This window comes from Providencia sp. AGC89, assembly GCF_053543535.1.
Window position 1 is genome coordinate 1 of sequence record NZ_JBIXLP010000076.1, and the last position, 20638, is coordinate 20638.

The 20638-nt window shown below is 39.5% G+C and carries 21 protein-coding genes; 9 read left to right on the forward strand and 12 right to left on the reverse strand.

From position 1 onward, the window contains the following. Together ACIPUA_RS17220 and ACIPUA_RS17225 are read left to right on the forward strand one after the other, a co-directional pair. Window positions 1–291: peptide-methionine (S)-S-oxide reductase (locus tag ACIPUA_RS17220; RefSeq protein ID WP_449059901.1), on the forward strand; the 291-nt coding region annotated here is incomplete at its 5' end. A gap of 312 nt (window positions 292–603) precedes the next feature. Continuing rightward, a complete protein-coding gene (locus ACIPUA_RS17225) occupies window positions 604–1971 on the forward strand; it encodes a hemolysin family protein (RefSeq protein ID WP_449059902.1) in 1368 nt (455 codons plus the stop codon). Window positions 1972–2051: 80 nt separating this feature from the next. On the opposite strand, the gene ACIPUA_RS17230 is transcribed toward ACIPUA_RS17225, so the two are convergent. Continuing rightward, window positions 2052–2258, reverse strand: coding sequence for a DUF1107 domain-containing protein (locus ACIPUA_RS17230; protein ID WP_042845777.1), 207 nt, complete (start codon window positions 2256–2258; stop codon window positions 2052–2054). 299 nt (window positions 2259–2557) lie between these two features. Here ACIPUA_RS17230 and ACIPUA_RS17235 point away from each other — a divergent pair, with 299 nt between their 5' ends. Beyond that, window positions 2558–3118: a YtfJ family protein gene (locus ACIPUA_RS17235; protein ID WP_449059903.1), complete on the forward strand. Its 561-nt coding sequence runs from the start codon at window positions 2558–2560 to the stop codon at window positions 3116–3118. A 316-nt stretch (window positions 3119–3434) separates the two neighbouring features. Here the strand turns inward: ACIPUA_RS17235 and qseC are convergent, their stop codons facing one another. Then, a complete protein-coding gene (gene qseC / locus ACIPUA_RS17240) occupies window positions 3435–4790 on the reverse strand; it encodes a quorum sensing histidine kinase QseC (protein WP_449059904.1) in 1356 nt (451 codons plus the stop codon). Next, window positions 4790–5452: a quorum sensing response regulator transcription factor QseB gene (gene qseB / locus ACIPUA_RS17245; RefSeq protein WP_042845780.1), complete on the reverse strand. Its 663-nt coding sequence runs from the start codon at window positions 5450–5452 to the stop codon at window positions 4790–4792. Before qseB ends, qseC begins: the two co-directional genes overlap by 1 nt. Before the next feature lie 177 nt (window positions 5453–5629). Between qseB and ACIPUA_RS17250 the strand changes: the two genes are divergently transcribed. After that, entirely contained in the window at window positions 5630–6034 is a 405-nt protein-coding gene (locus tag ACIPUA_RS17250) for a YgiW/YdeI family stress tolerance OB fold protein (protein WP_042845781.1), read from the forward strand. 137 nt (window positions 6035–6171) lie between these two features. Next, window positions 6172–6762, forward strand: a complete 591-nt coding sequence (gene nudK / locus ACIPUA_RS17255) for a GDP-mannose pyrophosphatase NudK (protein WP_048605815.1) — start codon at window positions 6172–6174, stop codon at window positions 6760–6762. A 35-nt stretch (window positions 6763–6797) separates the two neighbouring features. Here nudK and ACIPUA_RS17260 read toward each other — a convergent pair whose 3' ends face one another. Next, window positions 6798–9938: a hypothetical protein gene (locus ACIPUA_RS17260; protein WP_449059905.1), complete on the reverse strand. Its 3141-nt coding sequence runs from the start codon at window positions 9936–9938 to the stop codon at window positions 6798–6800. A gap of 448 nt (window positions 9939–10386) precedes the next feature. Here ACIPUA_RS17260 and ACIPUA_RS17265 point away from each other — a divergent pair, with 448 nt between their 5' ends. Next, window positions 10387–10782 (forward strand): cupin domain-containing protein, encoded by a 396-nt coding sequence (locus ACIPUA_RS17265; RefSeq protein ID WP_042845785.1) that lies wholly within the window; start codon window positions 10387–10389, stop codon window positions 10780–10782. A gap of 8 nt (window positions 10783–10790) precedes the next feature. Continuing rightward, window positions 10791–12284, forward strand: coding sequence for a malate dehydrogenase (quinone) (gene mqo / locus ACIPUA_RS17270; RefSeq protein WP_449059906.1), 1494 nt, complete (start codon window positions 10791–10793; stop codon window positions 12282–12284). A gap of 55 nt (window positions 12285–12339) precedes the next feature. Here mqo and cysQ read toward each other — a convergent pair whose 3' ends face one another. Next, complete coding sequence (gene cysQ, locus ACIPUA_RS17275) at window positions 12340–13080, reverse strand: 3'(2'),5'-bisphosphate nucleotidase CysQ (RefSeq protein WP_042845789.1); 741 nt, start codon at window positions 13078–13080, stop codon at window positions 12340–12342. Between the two features lie 127 nt (window positions 13081–13207). Continuing rightward, the gene (locus ACIPUA_RS17280) at window positions 13208–13828 is read right to left on the reverse strand and encodes a peptidylprolyl isomerase (RefSeq protein ID WP_042845791.1); all 621 of its coding nucleotides are present in this window, start codon (window positions 13826–13828) and stop codon (window positions 13208–13210) included. Between the two features lie 218 nt (window positions 13829–14046). Here ACIPUA_RS17280 and ACIPUA_RS17285 point away from each other — a divergent pair, with 218 nt between their 5' ends. Beyond that, on the forward strand, window positions 14047–14646 hold the full coding sequence (locus tag ACIPUA_RS17285) for a LysM-like peptidoglycan-binding domain-containing protein (RefSeq protein WP_042845792.1): 600 nt from the start codon (window positions 14047–14049) through the stop codon (window positions 14644–14646). Window positions 14647–14787: 141 nt separating this feature from the next. Continuing rightward, complete coding sequence (locus ACIPUA_RS17290; RefSeq protein ID WP_042845795.1) at window positions 14788–15546, forward strand: CDP-diacylglycerol diphosphatase; 759 nt, start codon at window positions 14788–14790, stop codon at window positions 15544–15546. Window positions 15547–15702: 156 nt separating this feature from the next. Here ACIPUA_RS17290 and rplI read toward each other — a convergent pair whose 3' ends face one another. The 6 genes from rplI to rnr form a co-directional block, all read right to left on the reverse strand. Further along, entirely contained in the window at window positions 15703–16152 is a 450-nt protein-coding gene (gene rplI / locus ACIPUA_RS17295) for a 50S ribosomal protein L9 (RefSeq protein ID WP_042845797.1), read from the reverse strand. Between the two features lie 37 nt (window positions 16153–16189). Further along, a complete protein-coding gene (rpsR, locus tag ACIPUA_RS17300) occupies window positions 16190–16417 on the reverse strand; it encodes a 30S ribosomal protein S18 (RefSeq protein WP_000135199.1) in 228 nt (75 codons plus the stop codon). Between the two features lie 4 nt (window positions 16418–16421). Continuing rightward, window positions 16422–16739 (reverse strand): primosomal replication protein N, encoded by a 318-nt coding sequence (gene priB, locus ACIPUA_RS17305; protein WP_042845802.1) that lies wholly within the window; start codon window positions 16737–16739, stop codon window positions 16422–16424. Window positions 16740–16747: 8 nt separating this feature from the next. Continuing rightward, entirely contained in the window at window positions 16748–17143 is a 396-nt protein-coding gene (gene rpsF, locus ACIPUA_RS17310; protein ID WP_042845804.1) for a 30S ribosomal protein S6, read from the reverse strand. Between the two features lie 156 nt (window positions 17144–17299). After that, on the reverse strand, window positions 17300–18046 hold the full coding sequence (rlmB, locus tag ACIPUA_RS17315) for a 23S rRNA (guanosine(2251)-2'-O)-methyltransferase RlmB (RefSeq protein ID WP_042845805.1): 747 nt from the start codon (window positions 18044–18046) through the stop codon (window positions 17300–17302). Between the two features lie 86 nt (window positions 18047–18132). Then, the gene (gene rnr / locus ACIPUA_RS17320) at window positions 18133–20601 is read right to left on the reverse strand and encodes a ribonuclease R (protein ID WP_042845806.1); all 2469 of its coding nucleotides are present in this window, start codon (window positions 20599–20601) and stop codon (window positions 18133–18135) included. Window positions 20602–20638: the final 37 nt, after the last annotated feature.

The following is a 20638-nucleotide window of genomic DNA, read 5'->3' on the forward strand; positions in this document are numbered from 1 at the left end:
CACGACCCTGCTCAGGGGATGCGCCAAGGTGGCGATATTGGCAGCCAATACCGCTCGGCCATCTATACGGTTTCCGATGAACAAGACCAGCAAGCAATGAAGACCTTGCAAGCATACCAAGCAGCAATGAAAGCACAAAATGATGTACGTCAGATTACAACTGAGATTACGCCATTGGAAACCTTCTATTTCGCAGAGGATTACCACCAGCAGTATTTATACAAAAACCCAAATGGTTATTGTGGCTTAGGGGGTATTGGTGTTTGCTTACCCCCCTCATTAAATAATTAAAACATAAATTATTAGTTTTTAATTTGTTTTTCATTCTAGATAAATCATGTTGTAGATAGATAATAAATTACCTGAGCATAATCGAGTACACGGCTCAGGCAATAAAGTAAACACCGCCCTACAACATGATTTATGATGAATATCTAGCCAGATAAATATACCCGATGCTATACTCATCGAACATATCAATTATTTTGCGCATAGTGCGCTACTGTATATTTACTTATTGAATATATTTTCTACCCGAGATGATACCTACTGAGATCATTAAAAATGAATCAATCTTAGTGTTGAAGGGTGTCAGGAAAACCTATGATTAACAGCTTATTGATCGTTCTTTTATTATGTGCAATTAGCGCATTCTTTTCTTTGTCTGAAATTTCATTGGCGGCTTCCCGCCGTATTAAACTTAAGCTAATGGCAGACGAAGGGAATATTAACGCGGCCCGAGTACTCAAATTACAAGAAATGCCTGGTATGTTTTTTACCGTCGTGCAAATTGGCTTAAATGCCGTTGCCATTCTTGCAGGTATTGTGGGCGAGTCAGCTTTTTCACCTGCATTGTATGATGTATTTATTCAGTTTTTATCCCCTAACTGGGCACAACAAATCGCTTCAATCATTTCTTTTACCATTGTGACTAGTTTATTTATTTTAGTGGCGGATTTAACACCAAAACGTATTGGCATGGTGAAACCCGAAGCAATCGCCATCCGTATTGTCAATCCAATGCGCTTTTGTTTGGTGGTTCTCAGCCCTTTTGTCTGGTTCTTTAATGGCCTTGCCAACCTCATCTTCAAGCTATTCAAGTTACCTATATCGCGCAATGAAGATATCACCTCTGATGATATCTTTGCCGTCGTTGAAGCAGGCGCGGTCGCTGGGGTATTACGTAAGCAAGAACATGAATTAATTGAGAATGTTTTTGAGCTTGAATCTCGTACTGTGCCATCAGCGATGACACCACGTGAAAGTATTATCTATTTTGATAAAGACGAGTCAGAAGAAAGTATTAAACATAAAATCTCAACTCAACCACATTCTAAATTCCTCGTTTGTGCTGGGGGTATTGACCATGTCATTGGTTACGTTGATTCCAAAGAGCTACTTAATCGCGTATTGAATGGGCAAAGTCTAAGTTTAAAAGACGGTGTACATATTCGTAATACGCTAATGATACCGGATACCCTTTCCCTGTCAGATACACTAGAAGCATTTAAAACGAATGCTGTCGATTTCGCCGTTATTCTTAATGAATATGCGCTTGTTATGGGTATCATTACTATCAACGATGTGATGATTACTTTAATGGGCGATTTAGTTGGCTCAGGGCAAGAAGAACAAATTGTGGTACGTGATGAGAACTCTTGGTTAGTTGAAGGGGGAACCCCTATTGAAGATGTCATGCGCATTTTAGATATCGATGATTTCCCTGACTTTAGTAACTATGAAACCATCGCAGGCTTTATGATGTACCGGTTAAGAAGGATGCCAAAGCGTACAGATTACGTTAAATATGCGGGTTATAAGTTTGAAGTTGTCGATATTGATAACTTCAAAATCGACCAACTACTGGTAACTCGCCTCACGGCAATACCAGCACCAGTAATTGTACAACCGGGAAAAAACACGACTGAAACGGCTGATGCAAAACGACAAACCAAAGATACTGAACACTAATATTTAGTTGCAAAGCCGTTTCATTTCAATGCGCCACCTTGAGTGGCGCTATTGTTAACCAAACCTAAGTTTGATTAACGCTACCCTAACTCCGCCTGTAATAATAATACCTGTTTGTTAACCTCACTCATCACATTGTAATGGCGCTTATCACTGACTTTAGGTGGTAAAATTTTCCCATAATTAAACTCAAATGCCCCAAAATCCTTAATATAGAGCCTGCCACGGAATAACGTTTTGACGTAAAGAGCAATCTTAAATGGGTTATAACGGTTAAAAATTTTCATTAGAACTTAGCCTCCCCTTTGTTCTTACGATATTCAATAACTCATACCGTACAATAATCATAGACCAGAAATTTCCATTTTGGTTCTAAAATTGCAGTTTTATTCAATTTGCTGACATAACATGACAGTGTCAAATAACTGTTAAATCCTTACAAACCTTGTCTTTATTCTGAATTTTAAAAAAATGTTAAATTCTCTTTTGAAACTCATCCGATGAGCTATGCTATAAGTATCAATTATAGAATTGGTACTTAGGTTCACCTCTCTAACAAGGCAAAAGCAAAATTTAAGGGGTATATATGATTAAAAATCTTTTAGTGTCGATTTTTTTACTCGGAATATCAACCGCCGCCACTGCTGCTAATATTCAATTAAACCAAACAGTTCCTGCCGTTTCTGTATCTGACAAGGGGGAGCTCATCATAAACAATGAAGGGAAACTGGATAATCAGCCATGGAAAAGCCAGCAATTAATTGGCAAGGTACGCACTATCCAACATATTGCGGGCCGCTCTTCAGCGAAAGAACTTAATGCACCGTTAATAGAAGCTATCAAACAAGCCAAACTCCCTCACGATGCCTATCAAACCACGACTATCGTGAATGCGGATGACGCTATTTTCGGTACAGGTGTATTTGTTAAAAATAGTGTTGAAGACAGTAAAAAAGAGTTTCCTTACTCTCAATTTATTGTTGATAGTGACGGTGTCGTCAAAAATGCATGGGGGTTAAAACCTGAAAGCTCCGCAATTATCGTATTGAATAACCAAGGGAAAGTATTATTTTTCAAAGATGGTGAATTAACCCCTCAAGAAATTGAAAAAGTGATGAGTTTACTTGTTTCCAGCTTAAATCAGTAACATGACATCCATCTTATGTAGTGTCCCTTAAGTGCACACTACATAAGCCCATTAGCAATCATAAAACAGCGAACACAAAAATAGTCAGTTATTCTAAAATTCCTCAATATGCCATATGCATAATTATAACCATTTCATTAATAACTACTCATTATTATATGGTTTATTGATAGTTTTATTAACCAACACATATTGCTTTAAAAACTTCCCAATAAAAACAATTTATAACCAAGGTGGTTGTGTTCTTTGCATTACCCCATTCTACCTAATTAATAATAACGCGTTATATCTTAGCGACGCTGTAACTCACATAAATTTAATAAACCAACCAATATACTTTAACGCAAAAACCGCCTTTATCACTGTTAGCAAAAATAACCTGTAAGTTATGCAATTGAGCAATTCGCTTAACAATAGATAGCCCTAAACCACTCCCTGTTTTTTCTTGCCCCGCAGGCCGATAAAAACGTTCTCCCAAGCGTTGTAAAACTTCTGGGGTCACCCCATCACCATCGTCTTCAATTTCAAGGTGGTCTGCGTACAACGTTAGCGTTACTCGCCCTTTCGCTTTGCCATAGCGTATTGCATTATGAAGTAGGTTTCTGAGCAGTACACTCAATAACAGTGCTTGGCCTTTTAATGTCGGCGGTTCGCCTTTAATCATGCTGATCACCGTGGTTCCTTGAGCCTGCGCCTCCGGCTGAATATCATTGATTGCAGTTTCAATCAGAGATAACCAAGATAATTCAGTAATATCTTCAAGTTGGGATATCGATTCTAACCTCGATAATGTGAGCAATTGGTCAACAAGACGAGATGCACGGTCAATCCCTTCGGATAAGTTTGCTACTGCATGGTGACGAATATCAGTGTCATTCTCTGCAATTTGTACCACCTCCGCTTGCACTTTTAAGGCTGCGAGAGGACTACGCAGCTCGTGGGCAGCATCAGATGTAAACTGCCTTTCTCGCGCAAACATATTATTGATTCGCTCAAACAAACCATTCATTGAGTCTATGATTGGCTTTGCTTCGGTTGGAATACGTGATACTTCAATAGGTGTTAATTCATCAGGCTGACGATAGCGCAATTGGTTTGCAACTTCTTTTAAAGGCCGCAAAGCACGGGTTAAAAGCCATAGAAATACGACTAGCATCAACGGCAATGCCACCAACCAAGGCATAAATTGCGCCACCATGATATCCGTTGCCATTTCTTGCCGATATTCCCACTCTTGGCCAACCACGATAACATATTGCCCATCTTGAGATTTTAACCAAACAAAGCGCCACGAGTCATCGCTTCCTGTAACTCTCCCATCAGAAAAGCCTTCCCTTGCAAAGTTAAATACAATCTTTTTCCCATTATCACCATCATTTAAAACCATCTGCCCCTTAAGCGTAAAAATAGCAAAAGCTAATGCATCATCATCTTGATCGCCTCGATTTTTCCGTAATAATTTTTTTGTTTTCTTTAATGAAGGTTTAGACAATTCAAGATCTGAAGGCAATACAGACAAACGTTTAGCAAATGCCATTTGTTGTGTATCAAATAGCTCATTAATGGTTTTATACGTTTGATACCAAGCTAGTGAACTCGCGATACCCCATGTCACCAATGCTAATAACAGCAACATTAAGGTAAGTTTTAGCCGAAGACTAAATGTTTTCATTATTCATCATCACCTAATCGATAACCGACACCATGAACAGTACGAATAAACGTATTACCTAACTTGCGTCTTAAATGGTGAATATGTACCTCAACTGAATTACTCGATACTTCCTCTTCCCAGTTATACAGTTTCTCTTCTATTAAGCCTCGCGATAGAATTTTATTTGGGTTATGCATAAATAGAGATAATAATGCCAATTCTTTCCCTTTAAGTTGAACAGGCTCCCCTTTAACAGTTACCGTCATCCCAGACGGGTCCATTTCCACATCTCCATGAGTCAATTTAGGTGTTAACTGACCACTTCGTCTGCGGATCAATGCCTGCAAACGAGCCATAACTTCCATTAAGGCAAAAGGTTTGCACAGATAATCATCCGCTCCACGTTGTAAGCCTTGTACCCGCTGCTCCAGAGCATCTCTGGCTGTCAAAATTAATACCGGTTCATCACGCCCCTGTTTGCGCCAATGTGCCAAAATGTCCATGCCATCAATATTGGGTAATGAGAGGTCAAGTACCACGGCATCATAGGGAGCATCAAAAAGAGCAAGTTGCCCCAGTTTTCCATCCATAAACCAATCAACAGAAAAACCCAGTTGAGTTAACCCTACTTTTAACCCATCACCAATTAGCCTGTCATCTTCGATTAATAGAATACGCATAACCCCTCCGTATCAGAATATTATTATATTTATCCCATCAGTAATGAAATGACTAGCTATTATTTATTAAATTAAAAATATAATGCATCAATTAAGTTTCTTAAGATCCTGTTAAGATTTACCTGCTTTAATAACTTCCATATAAACAAGTTTACGTCTTATTTGGAGAAACTGATCATGAAAAAATTACCTTTAATTACATTAATTGCCGCTCTTGCAACAGCCCCTGTTTTTGCTGCAAATGGCGGTTTTGACGGTCCGGGTGCTGTCACTAATAATACAACGCAAACCAATCAAAATGGGGGCTTTATTGGCCCTAATAGCGGAGAAACAACCGTCGCAAAAGCACTAGAGATGTCTGATGATAGCTGGGTTATTTTACGTGGTAATATCGTTAAACAACTTGACTATAAACATTATGAATTTACTGATGGCACAGGCACCATCAACCTTGAAATCAGTGAAAAACGTTGGAATGGTGTTAATGTCACACCAAAAGATAAAGTCGAAATCCGCGGTAAAATCGATAAAGATTGGAATTCAAGGGAAGTTGAAGTTAAACAAATTCAGATCATTAAATAACCCATCATATCCCTTCGTTAGCATACTTCAGGGTTGTACCTGAAGTATGCTATTACTTCATCGCCAAAATCCTATTTTATACCAATATTAACAATGCTAGATTAGACATAAATATAATTGTTATTTTGGATCATCCAATGTCACTGAAACACCCCCAACTACGTAATATCAAAGAAAAACTGCTTTCCGATAATTGGTATATCTTAAAAAAATACACCTATGAATTACAAAGAAGAGATGGAAACTGGCAACAACAAGAGCGTGAAGTCTATGATAGAGGCAATGGCGCAGTCATTCTGCTCTATAATAAAATAAAAAACAGCATTATCTTGATACGCCAATTCCGTATGCCTATGTACGTAAATGGTTACCAGCATTTCCTGATTGAAGCTGCCGCAGGCTTGCTTGACGATGCTTCACCGGAAACCCGTATCATTGCCGAAGCAGAGGAAGAAACTGGCTTTAAAGTCGACAAAATAGAAAAAGTCTTCGAAGCATTTATGAGCCCCGGTTCCGTTACCGAGAAGCTATATTTCTATATTGCTGAGTACAACGACAATAACCGCAGCAATGCAGGTGGCGGGTTAGCTGAAGAAGGTGAAGATATTGAAGTCTTAGAATGGCCATTTCCTAAAGCGTTAGAAGCTATCAAAACTGGCGAAATTGTTGATGGTAAGACTATTATGTTAATACAACACCTAGCATTGAATTCAATTCTAAAATATTAATTTTTATAAAGAGCTAAAAGCCTTTATTACTATAGCTATAAGATAAAACGAGTAAAACTTCCAGGGATTAACAAACCGTGGTCACGATAAGCCAAATTAAAATAATTCATTAATGCTTTTTTGAACCCCGTTTCTGTCGAGTATGAAAAAACACCATTATTAGAATCAAACAACTCAAATTGTTGGTTAGATATACGTTGAACCATAATTATGTGCCCTTCAGAAAGAATTGAACCATCTGACTTTCTTATATACGCCCTTATTAGTGCAGTATCACCCGGATTTAGCTCCATCACATCATCCTCTAATTTTTTGACTAAATCATGGTGCTCTCCCCTATATCTTACAGTCGGTTCTCTATGATATTTCTGGGTTTTAAATAAAGAAGGCTGAGTTTGTTTTCTCTCTATACTATCAAATACCTTCCCTGAGAAAGAAGCAGGCTTTTTTAAATCCTCTTTTAAGCTAGCAACAACAGAAAATAAGTGTTTTTGTGGGTCAACGCTTTCTTCTAACCGTTGCAAGATCTCTAAAGATAACCCATGACATAAGCCATCAGGGTGTTTTTTCTTTAATAGGTTAGGGAAACTAAATTGATCTAATTTAGCATATCGAAATGCGGTTGTTGCTAAATCGTCTCCTCCTCGATTTACCCTAAACTTTGAATATTTAGCTAATGGATTGAATAATCTTTCTGCCGCAATACCTTCTAATGTATTAATTAAATCTAACCACTTGCCGATAACCTGCACCATCAACCTTGGTGCTTTAGCAAGATTAAGTGATAAATATATTTTTCCAACCATCAAATTTTTCTTTGCCTGCTCTATATCGGCACCACGATCTGAGTTTTCAATTAGCTGCATATCTAAATATATGTTTGCTAATTTTAAAGAAATGCCCGCCATAAATTCAGCGGATATAATCCAAGGTGATGATACCCCTGTAGTTGTTAACATCATGATAACTTCAGCAGACTCAATCAACATTTTCTTGACGTCATTACTTAATTTTGCTGTTTTTTCATATGATGTATAAATAACACCGTTTAGATCAGAAAAATTTTTTTCAACTCCACTTTTTAGTAGCAATCGATAAGGGTCAATCTCAGGCTCAGTTTTAAACTGAATATTGGGGCTTCTTTCAATAAAGGTTAACCTATGCTGCCACTTCTGATTTAGTCGGTTATCTATATGTTTAATATTTTCTAAATTATTTTTGCTAAACCCCTCTTGGTCAATTTTAGTTAAATGCTTATGAATAAATTTAGCTAACTTCTTATTTTCGTGGAATGTACTAGAAATAATAAGGTCATTATCTGGAAGTGAAAAAATTAGGTTATGATGTTCACTTCCAAGAGAAAGTAAACCAGGAACAACTTTACCCTCAAATAACACGACACTAGGCTTGATTAATCCACTAATAAACCCTTCAATAATATGTTGATAGATCTTAGGTTCTTTTGATAATTGTTGAGATGATTTTGATAAAACATGCAAAATTTTACCATGTACACTGAATTTAAAATCATCAATAAAATCAATGTCATCTATTTTTTTAAATGCAGAATTCTCAATTTCTGACATAACTGAGTCCGCAATATTTAATCGGCTTTTTTTATCATTTAATAATTTGAGTAATGTTTCATTCTTCGCATCATTATTTTTACTATTTATTTTTAAAATACTTTGAGAGCCTCCCACATGAATAAAAATAGAACGATCTGCTTCCCCCAGCAGAACCTTCCTTAAGCTAAATTCTTTTATTGTATTAGAAAACGAAATACTTCCTTTAAAGTTAGCTCCCTGATAAAAATGAACCTGCCAAACTTTATCGAGATCAGTACAATCAATATTTATGCCATTAACTAATAAACCAGATAATATTAGCTTATCTAACTCTTCTTTAGCATTCTTAACATTATTTTCTAGCTCCAATTCATTTACCTGCGTTACTTTTAATTCAGCAGCTATTCTTTCCATTTGAGTCTCTAGACTAAGTTGCGATTTTAAATCATTTTGAGACATCTCAATACTTGCCGCTGCTTCCATAGAATTAATTTTAGCAGTGAGCAATTTATATTCTTTTCTTGCATTAGCTAGCTTTACTTCTGTACTATATTTTTCAGAACTAATATACCTAAAGGCAATTGGGTTACTATTTTTAGGCAATGATTCCAAATGCTGGCTATATTCCTTACATTCTAAATCAATTTTATTTTTTTCTGCATACAAGTAATCTATTTTTTTATAGAACCCCATCCAAGCTGTAGAAAAATTGGGGTTATCAGGGTGAAGTAATAAATTAAGCACAGACAAATTTTCAGTTTCTTTGGTTAACCTTGCTTCCTCCCTAGCGATATGCTGCTTTAATTTTTTTATTTTACCTTCATTGTTTACTAACCTACTATTTTCTCGACCTAAATAGTTTATTGGCTGTCCAAATAATGCTTTAAACCTATGGCTAAAAGCTTTAGCCTCTGCTTCTTTTAACATATTTTTAGACTTATTTATTATTTTTATTCTACGTGACTTGTCCTTTTCAAATCTATTTTTTAATAAGTTAAAATCTAATGGCCAGCCTTTAGCCTCTAACTTAAAAACCAATGAGCCAATATAACTTTTTTTACCTATAAAACCAGTTTCTGTTTCCCTTAAGTGATCTAGGTATGCATTTGTTTTCATATCAAATTTTAGGTTAAGTGATTCGAAAACACTTCGTCTTTTCCTATGAAAATGAATAGTATCATTATAATTTCTTTCACCCCTTTCCATCCCCATCAAATTTGTTGTATTCTCCTCATGACCACTACGATGAATGGCATTATTTTTTTGCAGATCCAATAATAATAAGCTACCAACTATTAACCCCTTGTTACCTTTCAACGATAATTTATGATTAATATTAGGCTGAGTTTGAATTGGAGATTGAGTTACCTCAATAGCTTCGCGATGGATATGTTTCCCAATATCTAAAATTTCTTTTAATGCCTTATTAGCATCAACCTTCTCGGCTTTTTTTACTATTCTCCCATTTAAGTTTATTCTGTTAGGAAAATGTGTAGTATTAGTTATATTTTTAATTATTAAAGGAAAAGATGAAATTGCATTAGTTATCTTATCAAAAATACTAGTTTCATTACTTCGAAATGAGGGTTTATATGATATTTTATCCATTATCTAACTTTTAAAAATCAGTTAACATTTGGTTTTTACAATACATTATGGATATAAAAATTCTTATATAAAACATCAAAAATATTATATTTTGTATAATCAAACTACAACCCAACCATAGAAAAACCTAAAGTAAATATACTTAAAAATATTTTCTAAGCATAGAAAATCTATCCAAGATAGATTTAACACCATCCTAAAAAGACAATCAAATTAAGATTTAAAAATTAAATTTATTTAATATTAATGGTAAAAAACTAAGTTTCACTGTTGTTATTAAGCTATATTTAGATAATCAGATAATATTTTTGACCTGAAGCCTAAAACACTTTAAATTTAAAACTATATCAAAATTAAATATTATCTTTTTAAGAGCTTTGCTTGTTATATCTAATGAATATCGAATAGTTGTGATACATTTCTGTACGTCATTAAGGAGCTAAACAAAATGATACGCTGTGTTCGTATGTGGACGGGAGAAGATGGAAATTCTCTATTTGAAGAAGGAACTCTAGAGCTTGGTCGTGTTCCTAATGCAGATGGTGATAACCAAACTCTTCCTATAGCTGTTAGTGAACTTTCTTTTCGTGAAACCGTTTCAGGCGGATCTTTCGATTGGCATAAGGACCCCGTTCCTCGTTATGTCATCACTCTTACCGGTACTTTAGAGTTTGAAACTAAAGATGGCTCTAAGTTTGTCATTAATCCAGGTGATATTCTGTTAGCGCAAGATAATACTGGGACGGGTCATAAGTGGCGGCTTATTGGTGATGAACCATGGCGTCGTGCTTATGTTGTCTATCAAGAAGATACTCAGCTTTGCTTCACCCCGACTAAAAATTAGAGGTCATAATGGATAAACCTATTGTAGAGAATGTCGATATAGCCCTCATCGGCGCTGGTATTATGAGCGCAACCCTCGCTACATTTCTCAAAGAGTTAGAGCCTTCGTTAACAATTTCTATTTTTGAAAGATTAAACGATTGTGCTCAGGAAAGCTCTCATCCTTGGAATAACGCAGGAACCGGCCATGCGGCAAACTGCGAAATGAACTATACGCCACCTAACCCTGATGGCACTGTAGATATAAGTAAAGCACTTGAGGTTAACACCGAATTCGATTTATCGCGCCAACTATGGTCATACCTTGTCACAAAAGGCAAAATAAAAAACCCTCGCGATTTTATTCACCCTTGCCCACATATGAGTTTCGTTTGGGGTGAAGACAATGTGAAATTTTTACAGCAACGCTTTCGCCAGATGTCCGCTCACCATTGCTACCATAATATGGAGTACAGTGATGACCCCAAGCAGATCGATGACTGGGCTCCATTATTAATGGAAGGGCGTGAAGGCGATGAAAAAATTGCGGTCACTCGTGTCGCGACAGGAGCCGATGTCGATTACGGCGCTCTCACCCACCTATTAATTGCACAACTTAACGAACAAACCGGTTTTTCTCTTCACTATAAGCATGAAGTCATTGATGTTAAACAAACAAAAGATGGCCGCTGGAATGTAGAAGTAAAAAATTTAATTACTCATGAAAAACAAGTTACTTCGGCAAAATTTGTTTTTGTCGGAGCCGGTGGGCGTGCTATTGAATTATTACAGAAATCAGGCATCCCCGAAGGTAAAGGGTTTGGTGGTTTCCCTGTCAGTGGTATCTGGCTACGTTGTGATAACGAACAAATTGCAGGGCGCCATCATGCTAAAGTTTATGGGAAAGCGGATAAAGGCTCGCCACCAATGTCAGTACCTCATTTGGATACCCGTATAATTGGGGGTAAACGTTCATTATTATTCGGGCCCTATGCAGGCTTTTCTAGTAAGTTTTTAAAACATGGTTCTTATCTCGATTTATTTGAATCGGTTCATCTCAATAATATCGAACCCATGTTAGCGGTCGCCAAAGATAACTGGTCACTTGCTGAATATTTGGTGGGGCAAGTGCTACAAACTTCTGCTCACCAGTTTGCCATGTTGCAAAAATTCTACCCTGATGCTCAACATGAAGATTGGAAAGAAGTCGTTGCAGGGCAACGAGTGCAAATTATAAAACCAGATCACGATAAGAAAGGGGTTTTAGAATTCGGTACTGAACTAATTACCAGTGCAGATAAATCCTTCTCTGTATTAATGGGGGCTTCTCCGGGGGCGTCAACGGCTGCTTTTATTGCGATAAACGTACTAAAAACCTGTTTCGATGAGCAACTTAAAGCAGAGGGATGGGAAACACGCTTAAAACAAATTATTCCAACTTATGGGGTTGATTTAAAACAAGATGCAAAAGCCTGTTTAGATATCCGGGCAGCAACGGCTAAAGTACTGCAATTAGACAACTAGCACTCCGAATAGTTGGCACTTGAATGTTTAAGCGCCAACTATTGGTTTTAATTATCTAGAATAAAATAACACGAAAACCTGGGTTTAAAAATGATTCCCTTGGCGTGTAATCCAGTACTTTCCCATGCCAATCAACCACTTTCGCACCCGCACCAATAGCCACAGCATGACCTGCCGCAGTATCCCAAATATTGGTTGGCCCAAAGCGTGGATAAAGCTGCGCCTTGCCTTCTGCAACTAAACAAAACTTTAATGAGGAACCAATTTCCACCGTAGTGTGTTCGCCCATTTGGGTTAAATAATCCATCAGTTCGCTATCTTGATGGGAACGGCTGATCACAATGACAGGGGGTTTCATATCCTGAACATGAATACGCTGTTTATGACCACCTTCTTCTTTCCATGCTTGGCTCCCCTCTGCGTAATATAACAGCCCTTTCGCGGGGGCATACACAACCCCCATCACAGGCACTCCATTTTCAATCAATGCAATATTAACGGTAAAGTCCCCATTGCGATTGATAAATTCTTTTGTGCCATCAAGTGGGTCTATTAACCAATAGCGTTGCCAATGTTGACGAACTGACCAGTCAACAAGGTCTTCTTCCGAAAGTTGTGGAATATCTGGAGCAATACGAGTGAGCCCTGCTGCAATGACTTTATGAGCTGCAATATCCGCTTCTGTTACAGGGGAATTATCACTTTTATGTTCAACCTGCAAAGGCTCTTGTGCATTGTAGGTTTCCATAATGGCATAGCCTGCTTCTTGAGCTAGTTCACAAATTTGTTGTAGCATTTTAATCACCTCTCAATCACCCTTTACAGCAAGATTAGCAAGCGTGAAAAGTTTACGCTATAAAAAAAGCCTCACCGTTGAACCAACAATGAGGCATTTATCTAAAACTTAAGCAAATTTACTTAAATTATAAGATTTCCAATAATTCTACTTCAAACACTAATGTGCTAAATGGAGGGATAGAAGCACCCGCACCGCGCTCACCATATGCTAATTGATGAGGGATATACAACTCCCATTTAGACCCTACAGGCATCAGTGTTAATGCCTCAATCCACCCAGGGATCACGCCACTCACTGGGAATTCTGCTGGCTGACCACGTTGAACTGAACTATCAAATACTGAGCCATCAATTAAACGACCCGTATAGTGAACACGAACACGGTCTGTGCGTGAAGGAATAGCACCATCACCTTGGTTAATTACTGAGAATTGCAAACCAGATTCAGTGGTTGAAACACCCTCACGTTTTTGGTTCTCATCAAGGAACTGTTGGCCTTCTTCTGCTAATGCAGCCTGACGTGCAACACGAACAGCATCGGCGCGTTCATGAACTTCACGCAGTGCTTTATGTAGTGTTTCAACAGGCACTGATGGCATATTGCCTTCTAAAGCATCAACAAGCCCTGCCAAAATCGCATTTGGCACTAAACCTTCTAAGCCTGACTCTAATAATTGCTGCCCAACTTGTAGACCAATGCCATAACTCGCTTGTGCTTCTACTGAATCGAAATTTTGGTTTGCCATGAAAACACCCATATGGTTTTGAGAAAAAAGCAAGGATAGCAGCCTGACACTTATGGGTAAACCCAAACAATCGATCTAAATAATAAAAGCAGCTGATTAGCGATAAATTAACTCAGTGTTCTCTGAAAAATCGAGTCAGGCCCTTAAAATACAATAAAATGGTGTTAATATCGTGGAAATATGAGCAAATTTACTCATTGCCTCATCAAGGAGGAGTGATGTTTAAACTTTCAAAATTTCACCGCTATGGTATTGCTACTTTAGTTCTCATTGTCGTGGTAGCCCTACTTTGGCCCGCGGAAGATAAACCGTTAAACACAACTGCACAGAATCAACCTATTGTGGTCCCACCGCCAACCACACCTGATATTACACCTGACCCAGTCATCCCCTCTCCAACCCAAGAACCTGAAACCCAAGGAGAAAGCGCACCACAATCGTTACCCTCAGAGCCCGAAATAGTGCCTGAACCCATTGACCCTGCACCGGTTGATCCACCAACGGCAACCACGCAACCGCCAAGTGAAGAACCTAATACGGTGAGCCCATCAGCCAATAAATGGCAGAATTATCGCGTACAAAAAGGCAAAACACTCGCCCAACTATTTCGTGATAATAACCTGCAAGCCAATGATGCCTTTACCATGGCTCGCGTTGAAGGCGCAGAAAAGCCATTAAGTAATTTGCGCCAAGGGCAAAAAATTCGTTTGAAAGCAAATGCAAAAGGCGAAGTCCAACTATTGGAAATTACCGCATCTGATGGGAAAACTTATAGCTTTGCTAGGTTAAGTGACGGTGGCTATTACCGTACTCCATAGTAAATAACGATGGGCAGCTTAATTCACTGTCATTAAGCTGCCCGATAAGCGACATCCAACCACTATTTCCCTCTAACCTACCTGCTTTTGCTGTATGCTTAAAGTTCTTTCAACCTAAAATACACACATTAACAAATTATTATGCTAAAAAACAAATGGGTTAAACTTTTTTTGGGGCTTTTTTTCCTATTGTTAGCCATCATTATTGGTTATATTTCTTGGATTAAACTCAATGCTAATGCACTCTGGAATATCATTAATAGCCAATGCATTCCCCAACAACAAACTCACTCAATCACTCCCCCTTGCCTAAAAGTCGATACGGAAAATCAGTATGTGTTATTTAAAGACAAAAAAGGGCCATTACATAACTTAGTTATCCCTACCAGTAAGGTTAAAGGGATTGAAGCAAAACAATTAATAACGGCAAATGTGCCTAACTATTTCGCTTTAGCTTGGCAAGAACGGGCCAGTTTATTACAACAATCAAAAAAAGAGATCCCTGATGATTTATTAGCTATTGCCGTTAATTCGCAATATGGGCGTTCACAAGACCAATTACATATTCACCTTGCCTGTTTAAAACAAGAAGTCCACCAGAAACTAAACCAATTTTCGTCAACGATAACAACAGACTGGGCTTTTCTACCAACTGAGCTCGTTGGCCATCATTACTTAGCAAAAAAACTTCAATCTGAATTTAACGATGCAAAAAATCCATTCAATCAACTGTATGATTATGTTGTGAAACATCACGACGAGATGGGAAATTATGGTTTAGCAATGGTACAGCTGAAAGATGGCTCAAAGGTGTTGCTAGCAAATCGGTTGGATATCACGGAGTTGAATTTAGGTTCAGCGGGGGAAATACTCGACTACCAATGTTTAGCAAATCAATAAAGTTTAGCGTTTAAATACATTAAAGCTAATTCCAATGAATTACTTAGAATATAGGTTATAGGGAAATAGATCCCCTAGAAAGCAAAAAACACCGGGCTATGCCGGTGTTTTTTATTGCACCACTGATAAATCAACGGTGCATACCATCATTTTTGATTACTCAGCAACGATGATAACGTTCAGCTCTGCGAAAACATCGCTGTGTAACTGGAAGTGAACTTCGTGGTCACCAGTAGTACGCAGAACGCCGTTTGGTAGGCGAACTTCGCTTTTCGCGATTGCAACGCCAGCTGCAGTAACTGCATCAGCGATATCACGAGTACCGATTGAACCGAACAGTTTACCTTCGTCACCAGCTTTAGAAGCTAAAGTTACAGAACCCAGCGCAGTAACTGCTGCTGCACGAGCCTGTGCTGCTGCTAGAACGTCAGCTAATTTAGCTTCCAGTTCAGCGCGGCGAGCTTCGAAGAATTCGATGTTTTTCTTAGTTGCAGGAACAGCTTTGCCCTGTGGAACTAAGAAGTTACGAGCATAGCCCGATTTAACGTTAACCTGATCACCTAGGCTACCTAGGTTAGCTACTTTATCAAGCAGAATAACTTGCATTACCTTATCCTCTTAAGTCGTTAATGGACTGTACCAATTACTGATGACGATCAGTATATGGTAACAGAGACAGGTAGCGAGCGCGCTTGATAGCACGAGCGAGCTGACGCTGATATTTTGCACGAGTACCGGTAATACGGCTTGGTACAATTTTACCACTTTCAGTGATGTAGTTTTTCAGCGTTGCGATATCTTTATAGTCGATCTCTTGAACGCCTTCCGCTGTGAAACGGCAGAACTTGCGACGACGGAAATAACGTGCCATATGGCTAGTCTCCAGAATCTATCAAATCAATCTGCTCGGCATGGAGGACTATCTTGCTAATTCCATTGCGCCCTTGATGAGTGCTAATGAAACCGCTTACTGTAATCCAACTGCCGACCGTTATACTGTGAGTATGGGCTTGTAAGGTTTGTCCGCTGGCGATAATGGGCATTCTGCACCATGCTTGCCTTGACAACCCCGCTTCCTGTTGCTTCGAACGATGTTCTAAAACAAACTGGCAGTGAGGAATGCCTGACGGACTCACTTTTCGAATCAATGCTTTACAGACTATGCCTGTGAGCACTAAACGATTGGTGGTCACCTGCGCAATTACTCTTCAGAATCCCCAGCTTCTTCAGCTTCTTCTTCCTGATATTCATCAGATAGGTCACGGCCACGACGTTCGTCTTTAGCTTTAACCATTGGAGAAGCTTCTGTTACTGCGTGTTTTAAGCGCATAACCATGCTGCGGATAACGGCATCGTTGAAGCGGAAGTTAGTTTCCAGCTCATCAATCGCTTCCTGTGGAGCTTCTACGTTCAGAAGAACATAGTGAGCTTTGTGCAGTTTGTTGATTGGGTAAGCCAGTTGACGACGGCCCCAGTCTTCCAGACGGTGGATCTGACCTTGTGCGTTAGTGATAACAGCACTGTAACGCTCGATCATGCCCGGAACCTGTTCGCTTTGGTCAGGATGGACCATAAAAACGATTTCGTAATGACGCATTAGTAGTTGCTCCTTACGGATTATTAGCCTCCTGTCTGGGTTAACCGCGGCCCGCGGAGGCAAGGAACTTATTGAGTGCGGCTAAAAAATTGACGCGTAACTATACCCATCCCTGAGATAAAACTCAAGTGATGGATGCAGTTATTACCATAATATTTATTTGCTAACACCCGCCAGACGTTGGCGAACGGCTTCAAACAAGCAAACCCCTGTTGCAACGGAGACATTCAGTGACGAAACTGAACCTGCCATCGGGATACTGATTAGCTCATCACAATGTTCCCGAGTTAAACGGCGCATACCTTCGCCCTCTGCTCCCATCACTAGAGCGATAGCCCCCGTTAGCTTGCTTTGATACAAGTTATGGTCAGCTTCTCCCGCTGTCCCCACAATCCAAACATTGTACTCTTGTAACAAGCGCAAGGTTCTTGCCAAATTTGTAACTCGGATAAGCGGTACATTTTCAGCCGCTCCACAAGCAACTTTTTTGGCTATTGCATTCAATTGAGCTGACTTATCTTTCGGAACAATAACTGCATGAACACCAGCCGCATCCGCACTACGCAAACAAGCGCCTAAGTTATGAGGGTCTGTCACGCCATCGAGTACCAATAAGAATGGCGACTCAGTATTGTCGAGTAAGTCGGGCAAGTCACCTTCTTGATACTGCTTACCCGGCAACACTTTCGCAATAATACCTTGGTGAACCGCCCCTTCAGTTTTCCCATCCATCCACTGACGATTGGCAACTTGAACGACAACACCTAAGGCTTCGATTTCACGCACGAGTGGCATTAATCGACGGTCTTCGCGGCCTTTCAGAATATACACTTCTTTAATGCGTTGCGGTGAACGCTCAAGTAAGGCTTTCACAGAGTGAATGCCATAAATCATTTCGCTCATAAGTTTCTTATGTATTGATAAAAATGTAAAAGTGGCGCGTTTACGCCACTTTCGTTAATTAACAAAGTATTACAGCTAAGAAAGACCTATCCATCTTGTTTTGGTATTTTCTTTGCAACACGTTTTGCTTTTAATTTAGCCGTAATTTTCTTGGTTTTATCGGAAGGTTTTTTACTCTTTCCTTTACCTTTCACATCTGGCTTAGCATCACCTTTTTTGGCTTTTTTCTCAGAACGACGGAATGCAGAATCAGGCTCGAAGTTTTTCTCTTTGCTTGCATCCCCTTTTTTACGGGTTGAACGCGTCGCATTTTTGACATCTTTCTTCATTCTGTCCCGAGTCGTTTTACCAGGGTTTTTAGCCTTGCGAGTTGTTGAAATCAAAGCAAAATCAATTGTACGCTCATCCATGTGCACGGCTTCAACACGGATTTCCACTTCATCACCAAGACGATAGGTCGTACCCGATGACTCACCAATTAAACGTTGACCAATAGCATCGTAACGATAGTAATCGTTATCCAAGGTAGAAATATGCACTAAGCCATCAATAAATAAATCATTCAGACGAACAAAGAAACCAAAACCGGTCACACTGGTAATTAACCCTGTGAAAACTTGACCAACTTGATCCTGCATAAAGTCACATTTCAGCCAGTCTGCGACGTCACGAGTTGCTTCATCAGCACGGCGCTCAGTCATCGAACAATGCTCACCTAATTGTAGCATACTGTCCATATCAGAATGCCAGCCACCCGTTTCAGTCCAACGTTTATCCGAATGACCGTGCTCTTTAGCCAGCAAATACTTGATACCACGGTGTAATGTTAAATCCGGGTATCGGCGTATTGGCGACGTAAAGTGGGCGTACGATTTTAAACCTAAACCAAAGTGACCGCGATTTTCTGGGTCATAAATAGCTTGTTTCATTGAACGCAGGATCATAGTTTGCAGCAATTCATGATCAGGGCGCTCTGCCACTTCATTCATGACCTGAGCATAGTCTTTTGGCTCAGGTTTCATTCCGCCGGGTAAAGTTAAACCTAATTCACTGAAAACAGAGCGTAAATTCATCACGCTCTCTTCTTTAGGGCGATCATGCACGCGATATAACGCGGGCTCTTCGTTTTTCTCAACAAACCGAGCTGCCGCAATATTAGCTAAAATCATGCACTCTTCAATCAATTTGTGTGCATCATTACGCTCAACCGGCTCGATACTTTCAATGCGGCGTTCAGCATTAAAAATAAATTTCGCTTCTTCAGATTCAAAAGAAATCGCACCACGCTCAATACGTGCGGAATCTAATGCTTTATATAGTTGATGCAAATGCTCAATATGTGGCACAAGTGCTTTATAGTGTTCACGTAGCTCTTCATCACCTTCTAAGATTTTCCATACTTTTGTATAAGTTAACCTTGCATGAGAGCTCATAACAGCTTCATAAAATTTGTATGAAGACAGTTTTCCTGATGCAGACACCGTCATTTCGCACACCATACACAAGCGGTCAACACCTGGGTTTAATGAGCACAGACCATTTGATAGCACCTCAGGCAGCATAGGGACTACTTGAGATGGGAAGTATACCGAATTACCGCGGCTACGCGCTTCGGTGTCTAGAGCTGTCTGCGGACGAACATAGTAACTAACATCCGCAATTGCGACCCATAAGCGCCAACCTCCGCCTTTCTTCGGTGCACAATAAACGGCATCATCAAAGTCGCGGGCATCTTCACCATCAATTGTCACTAAAGGCAAGTCGCGTAAATCAACGCGCCCTTTTTTGGCTGACTCAGGGACATGTTCACTGAGGTCAGCAACTTGTTTTTCAACTTGAGGTGGCCAAGAATGTGGAATTTCATGGGTGCGTAATGCGATTTCAACCGCCATTCCGGTTCCCATCGTTTCACCCAGTACTTCAATAATATTACCGACAGCTTGAGAACGGCGTTGTGGACGAGTGACTAACTCAACAACTACAACATTCCCCATACGAGCGCCATTAATTTTGTCTTTAGGGACCAAAATATCAAAGCTAAGGCGGCTATCATCAGGTACAACAAACCCCATGCCTGACTCAATAAAATAACGGCCAACAATTTGGTTATTACGGGGTTCTAACACGCGGACAACACGGACTTCCGTGCGCCCTTTGCGATCTTGCCCATAAGGTTGAGCCAAAATGATATCGCCATGCAAGGCGCGTTTCATTTCATCTTGAGACAAATAATAGTCTTCTTTTTTACCATCAACGCGTAAGAAGCCATAACCATCACGGTGGCCTATTACCTTTCCTTTTAATAAATCTAGGCGTTCTGGCAACGCATAGCACTGGCGGCGTGTAAAGACCAGTTGACCATCACGCTCCATCGCCCTTAACCGGCGACGTAAAGCTTCTAGTTCATCTTCAGTTGATAAGTTCAATAATTGTGCGATTTCTTCGCGTTTGGCAGGAGCTGTACGTTTAGAGATAAGGTCAAGAATATATTCTCGGCTTGGAATTGGTGACTCGTATTTTTCTGCTTCTCTTTCCTGAAAAGGATCTTGTGACATCGTTACCTCCGTTGTCATCAGAATTCATAACTACTGC

What these genes read in the sequence shown, in the direction of transcription:
- ACIPUA_RS17225 (WP_449059902.1), top strand. Translation starts at nt 604, where the DNA reads ATGATTAACAGCTTATTGATCGTTCTTTTATTATGTGCAATTAGCGCA.
- ACIPUA_RS17230 (WP_042845777.1), bottom strand. Translation starts at nt 2,258, where the DNA reads ATGAAAATTTTTAACCGTTATAACCCATTTAAGATTGCTCTTTACGTC.
- ACIPUA_RS17235 (WP_449059903.1), top strand. Translation starts at nt 2,558, where the DNA reads ATGATTAAAAATCTTTTAGTGTCGATTTTTTTACTCGGAATATCAACC.
- qseC (WP_449059904.1), bottom strand. Translation starts at nt 4,790, where the DNA reads ATGAAAACATTTAGTCTTCGGCTAAAACTTACCTTAATGTTGCTGTTA.
- qseB (WP_042845780.1), bottom strand. Translation starts at nt 5,452, where the DNA reads ATGCGTATTCTATTAATCGAAGATGACAGGCTAATTGGTGATGGGTTA.
- ACIPUA_RS17250 (WP_042845781.1), top strand. Translation starts at nt 5,630, where the DNA reads ATGAAAAAATTACCTTTAATTACATTAATTGCCGCTCTTGCAACAGCC.
- nudK (WP_048605815.1), top strand. Translation starts at nt 6,172, where the DNA reads ATGTCACTGAAACACCCCCAACTACGTAATATCAAAGAAAAACTGCTT.
- ACIPUA_RS17260 (WP_449059905.1), bottom strand. Translation starts at nt 9,938, where the DNA reads ATGGATAAAATATCATATAAACCCTCATTTCGAAGTAATGAAACTAGT.
- ACIPUA_RS17265 (WP_042845785.1), top strand. Translation starts at nt 10,387, where the DNA reads ATGATACGCTGTGTTCGTATGTGGACGGGAGAAGATGGAAATTCTCTA.
- mqo (WP_449059906.1), top strand. Translation starts at nt 10,791, where the DNA reads ATGGATAAACCTATTGTAGAGAATGTCGATATAGCCCTCATCGGCGCT.
- cysQ (WP_042845789.1), bottom strand. Translation starts at nt 13,080, where the DNA reads ATGCTACAACAAATTTGTGAACTAGCTCAAGAAGCAGGCTATGCCATT.
- ACIPUA_RS17280 (WP_042845791.1), bottom strand. Translation starts at nt 13,828, where the DNA reads ATGGCAAACCAAAATTTCGATTCAGTAGAAGCACAAGCGAGTTATGGC.
- ACIPUA_RS17285 (WP_042845792.1), top strand. Translation starts at nt 14,047, where the DNA reads ATGTTTAAACTTTCAAAATTTCACCGCTATGGTATTGCTACTTTAGTT.
- ACIPUA_RS17290 (WP_042845795.1), top strand. Translation starts at nt 14,788, where the DNA reads ATGCTAAAAAACAAATGGGTTAAACTTTTTTTGGGGCTTTTTTTCCTA.
- rplI (WP_042845797.1), bottom strand. Translation starts at nt 16,152, where the DNA reads ATGCAAGTTATTCTGCTTGATAAAGTAGCTAACCTAGGTAGCCTAGGT.
- rpsR (WP_000135199.1), bottom strand. Translation starts at nt 16,417, where the DNA reads ATGGCACGTTATTTCCGTCGTCGCAAGTTCTGCCGTTTCACAGCGGAA.
- rpsF (WP_042845804.1), bottom strand. Translation starts at nt 17,143, where the DNA reads ATGCGTCATTACGAAATCGTTTTTATGGTCCATCCTGACCAAAGCGAA.
- rlmB (WP_042845805.1), bottom strand. Translation starts at nt 18,046, where the DNA reads ATGAGCGAAATGATTTATGGCATTCACTCTGTGAAAGCCTTACTTGAG.
- rnr (WP_042845806.1), bottom strand. Translation starts at nt 20,601, where the DNA reads ATGTCACAAGATCCTTTTCAGGAAAGAGAAGCAGAAAAATACGAGTCA.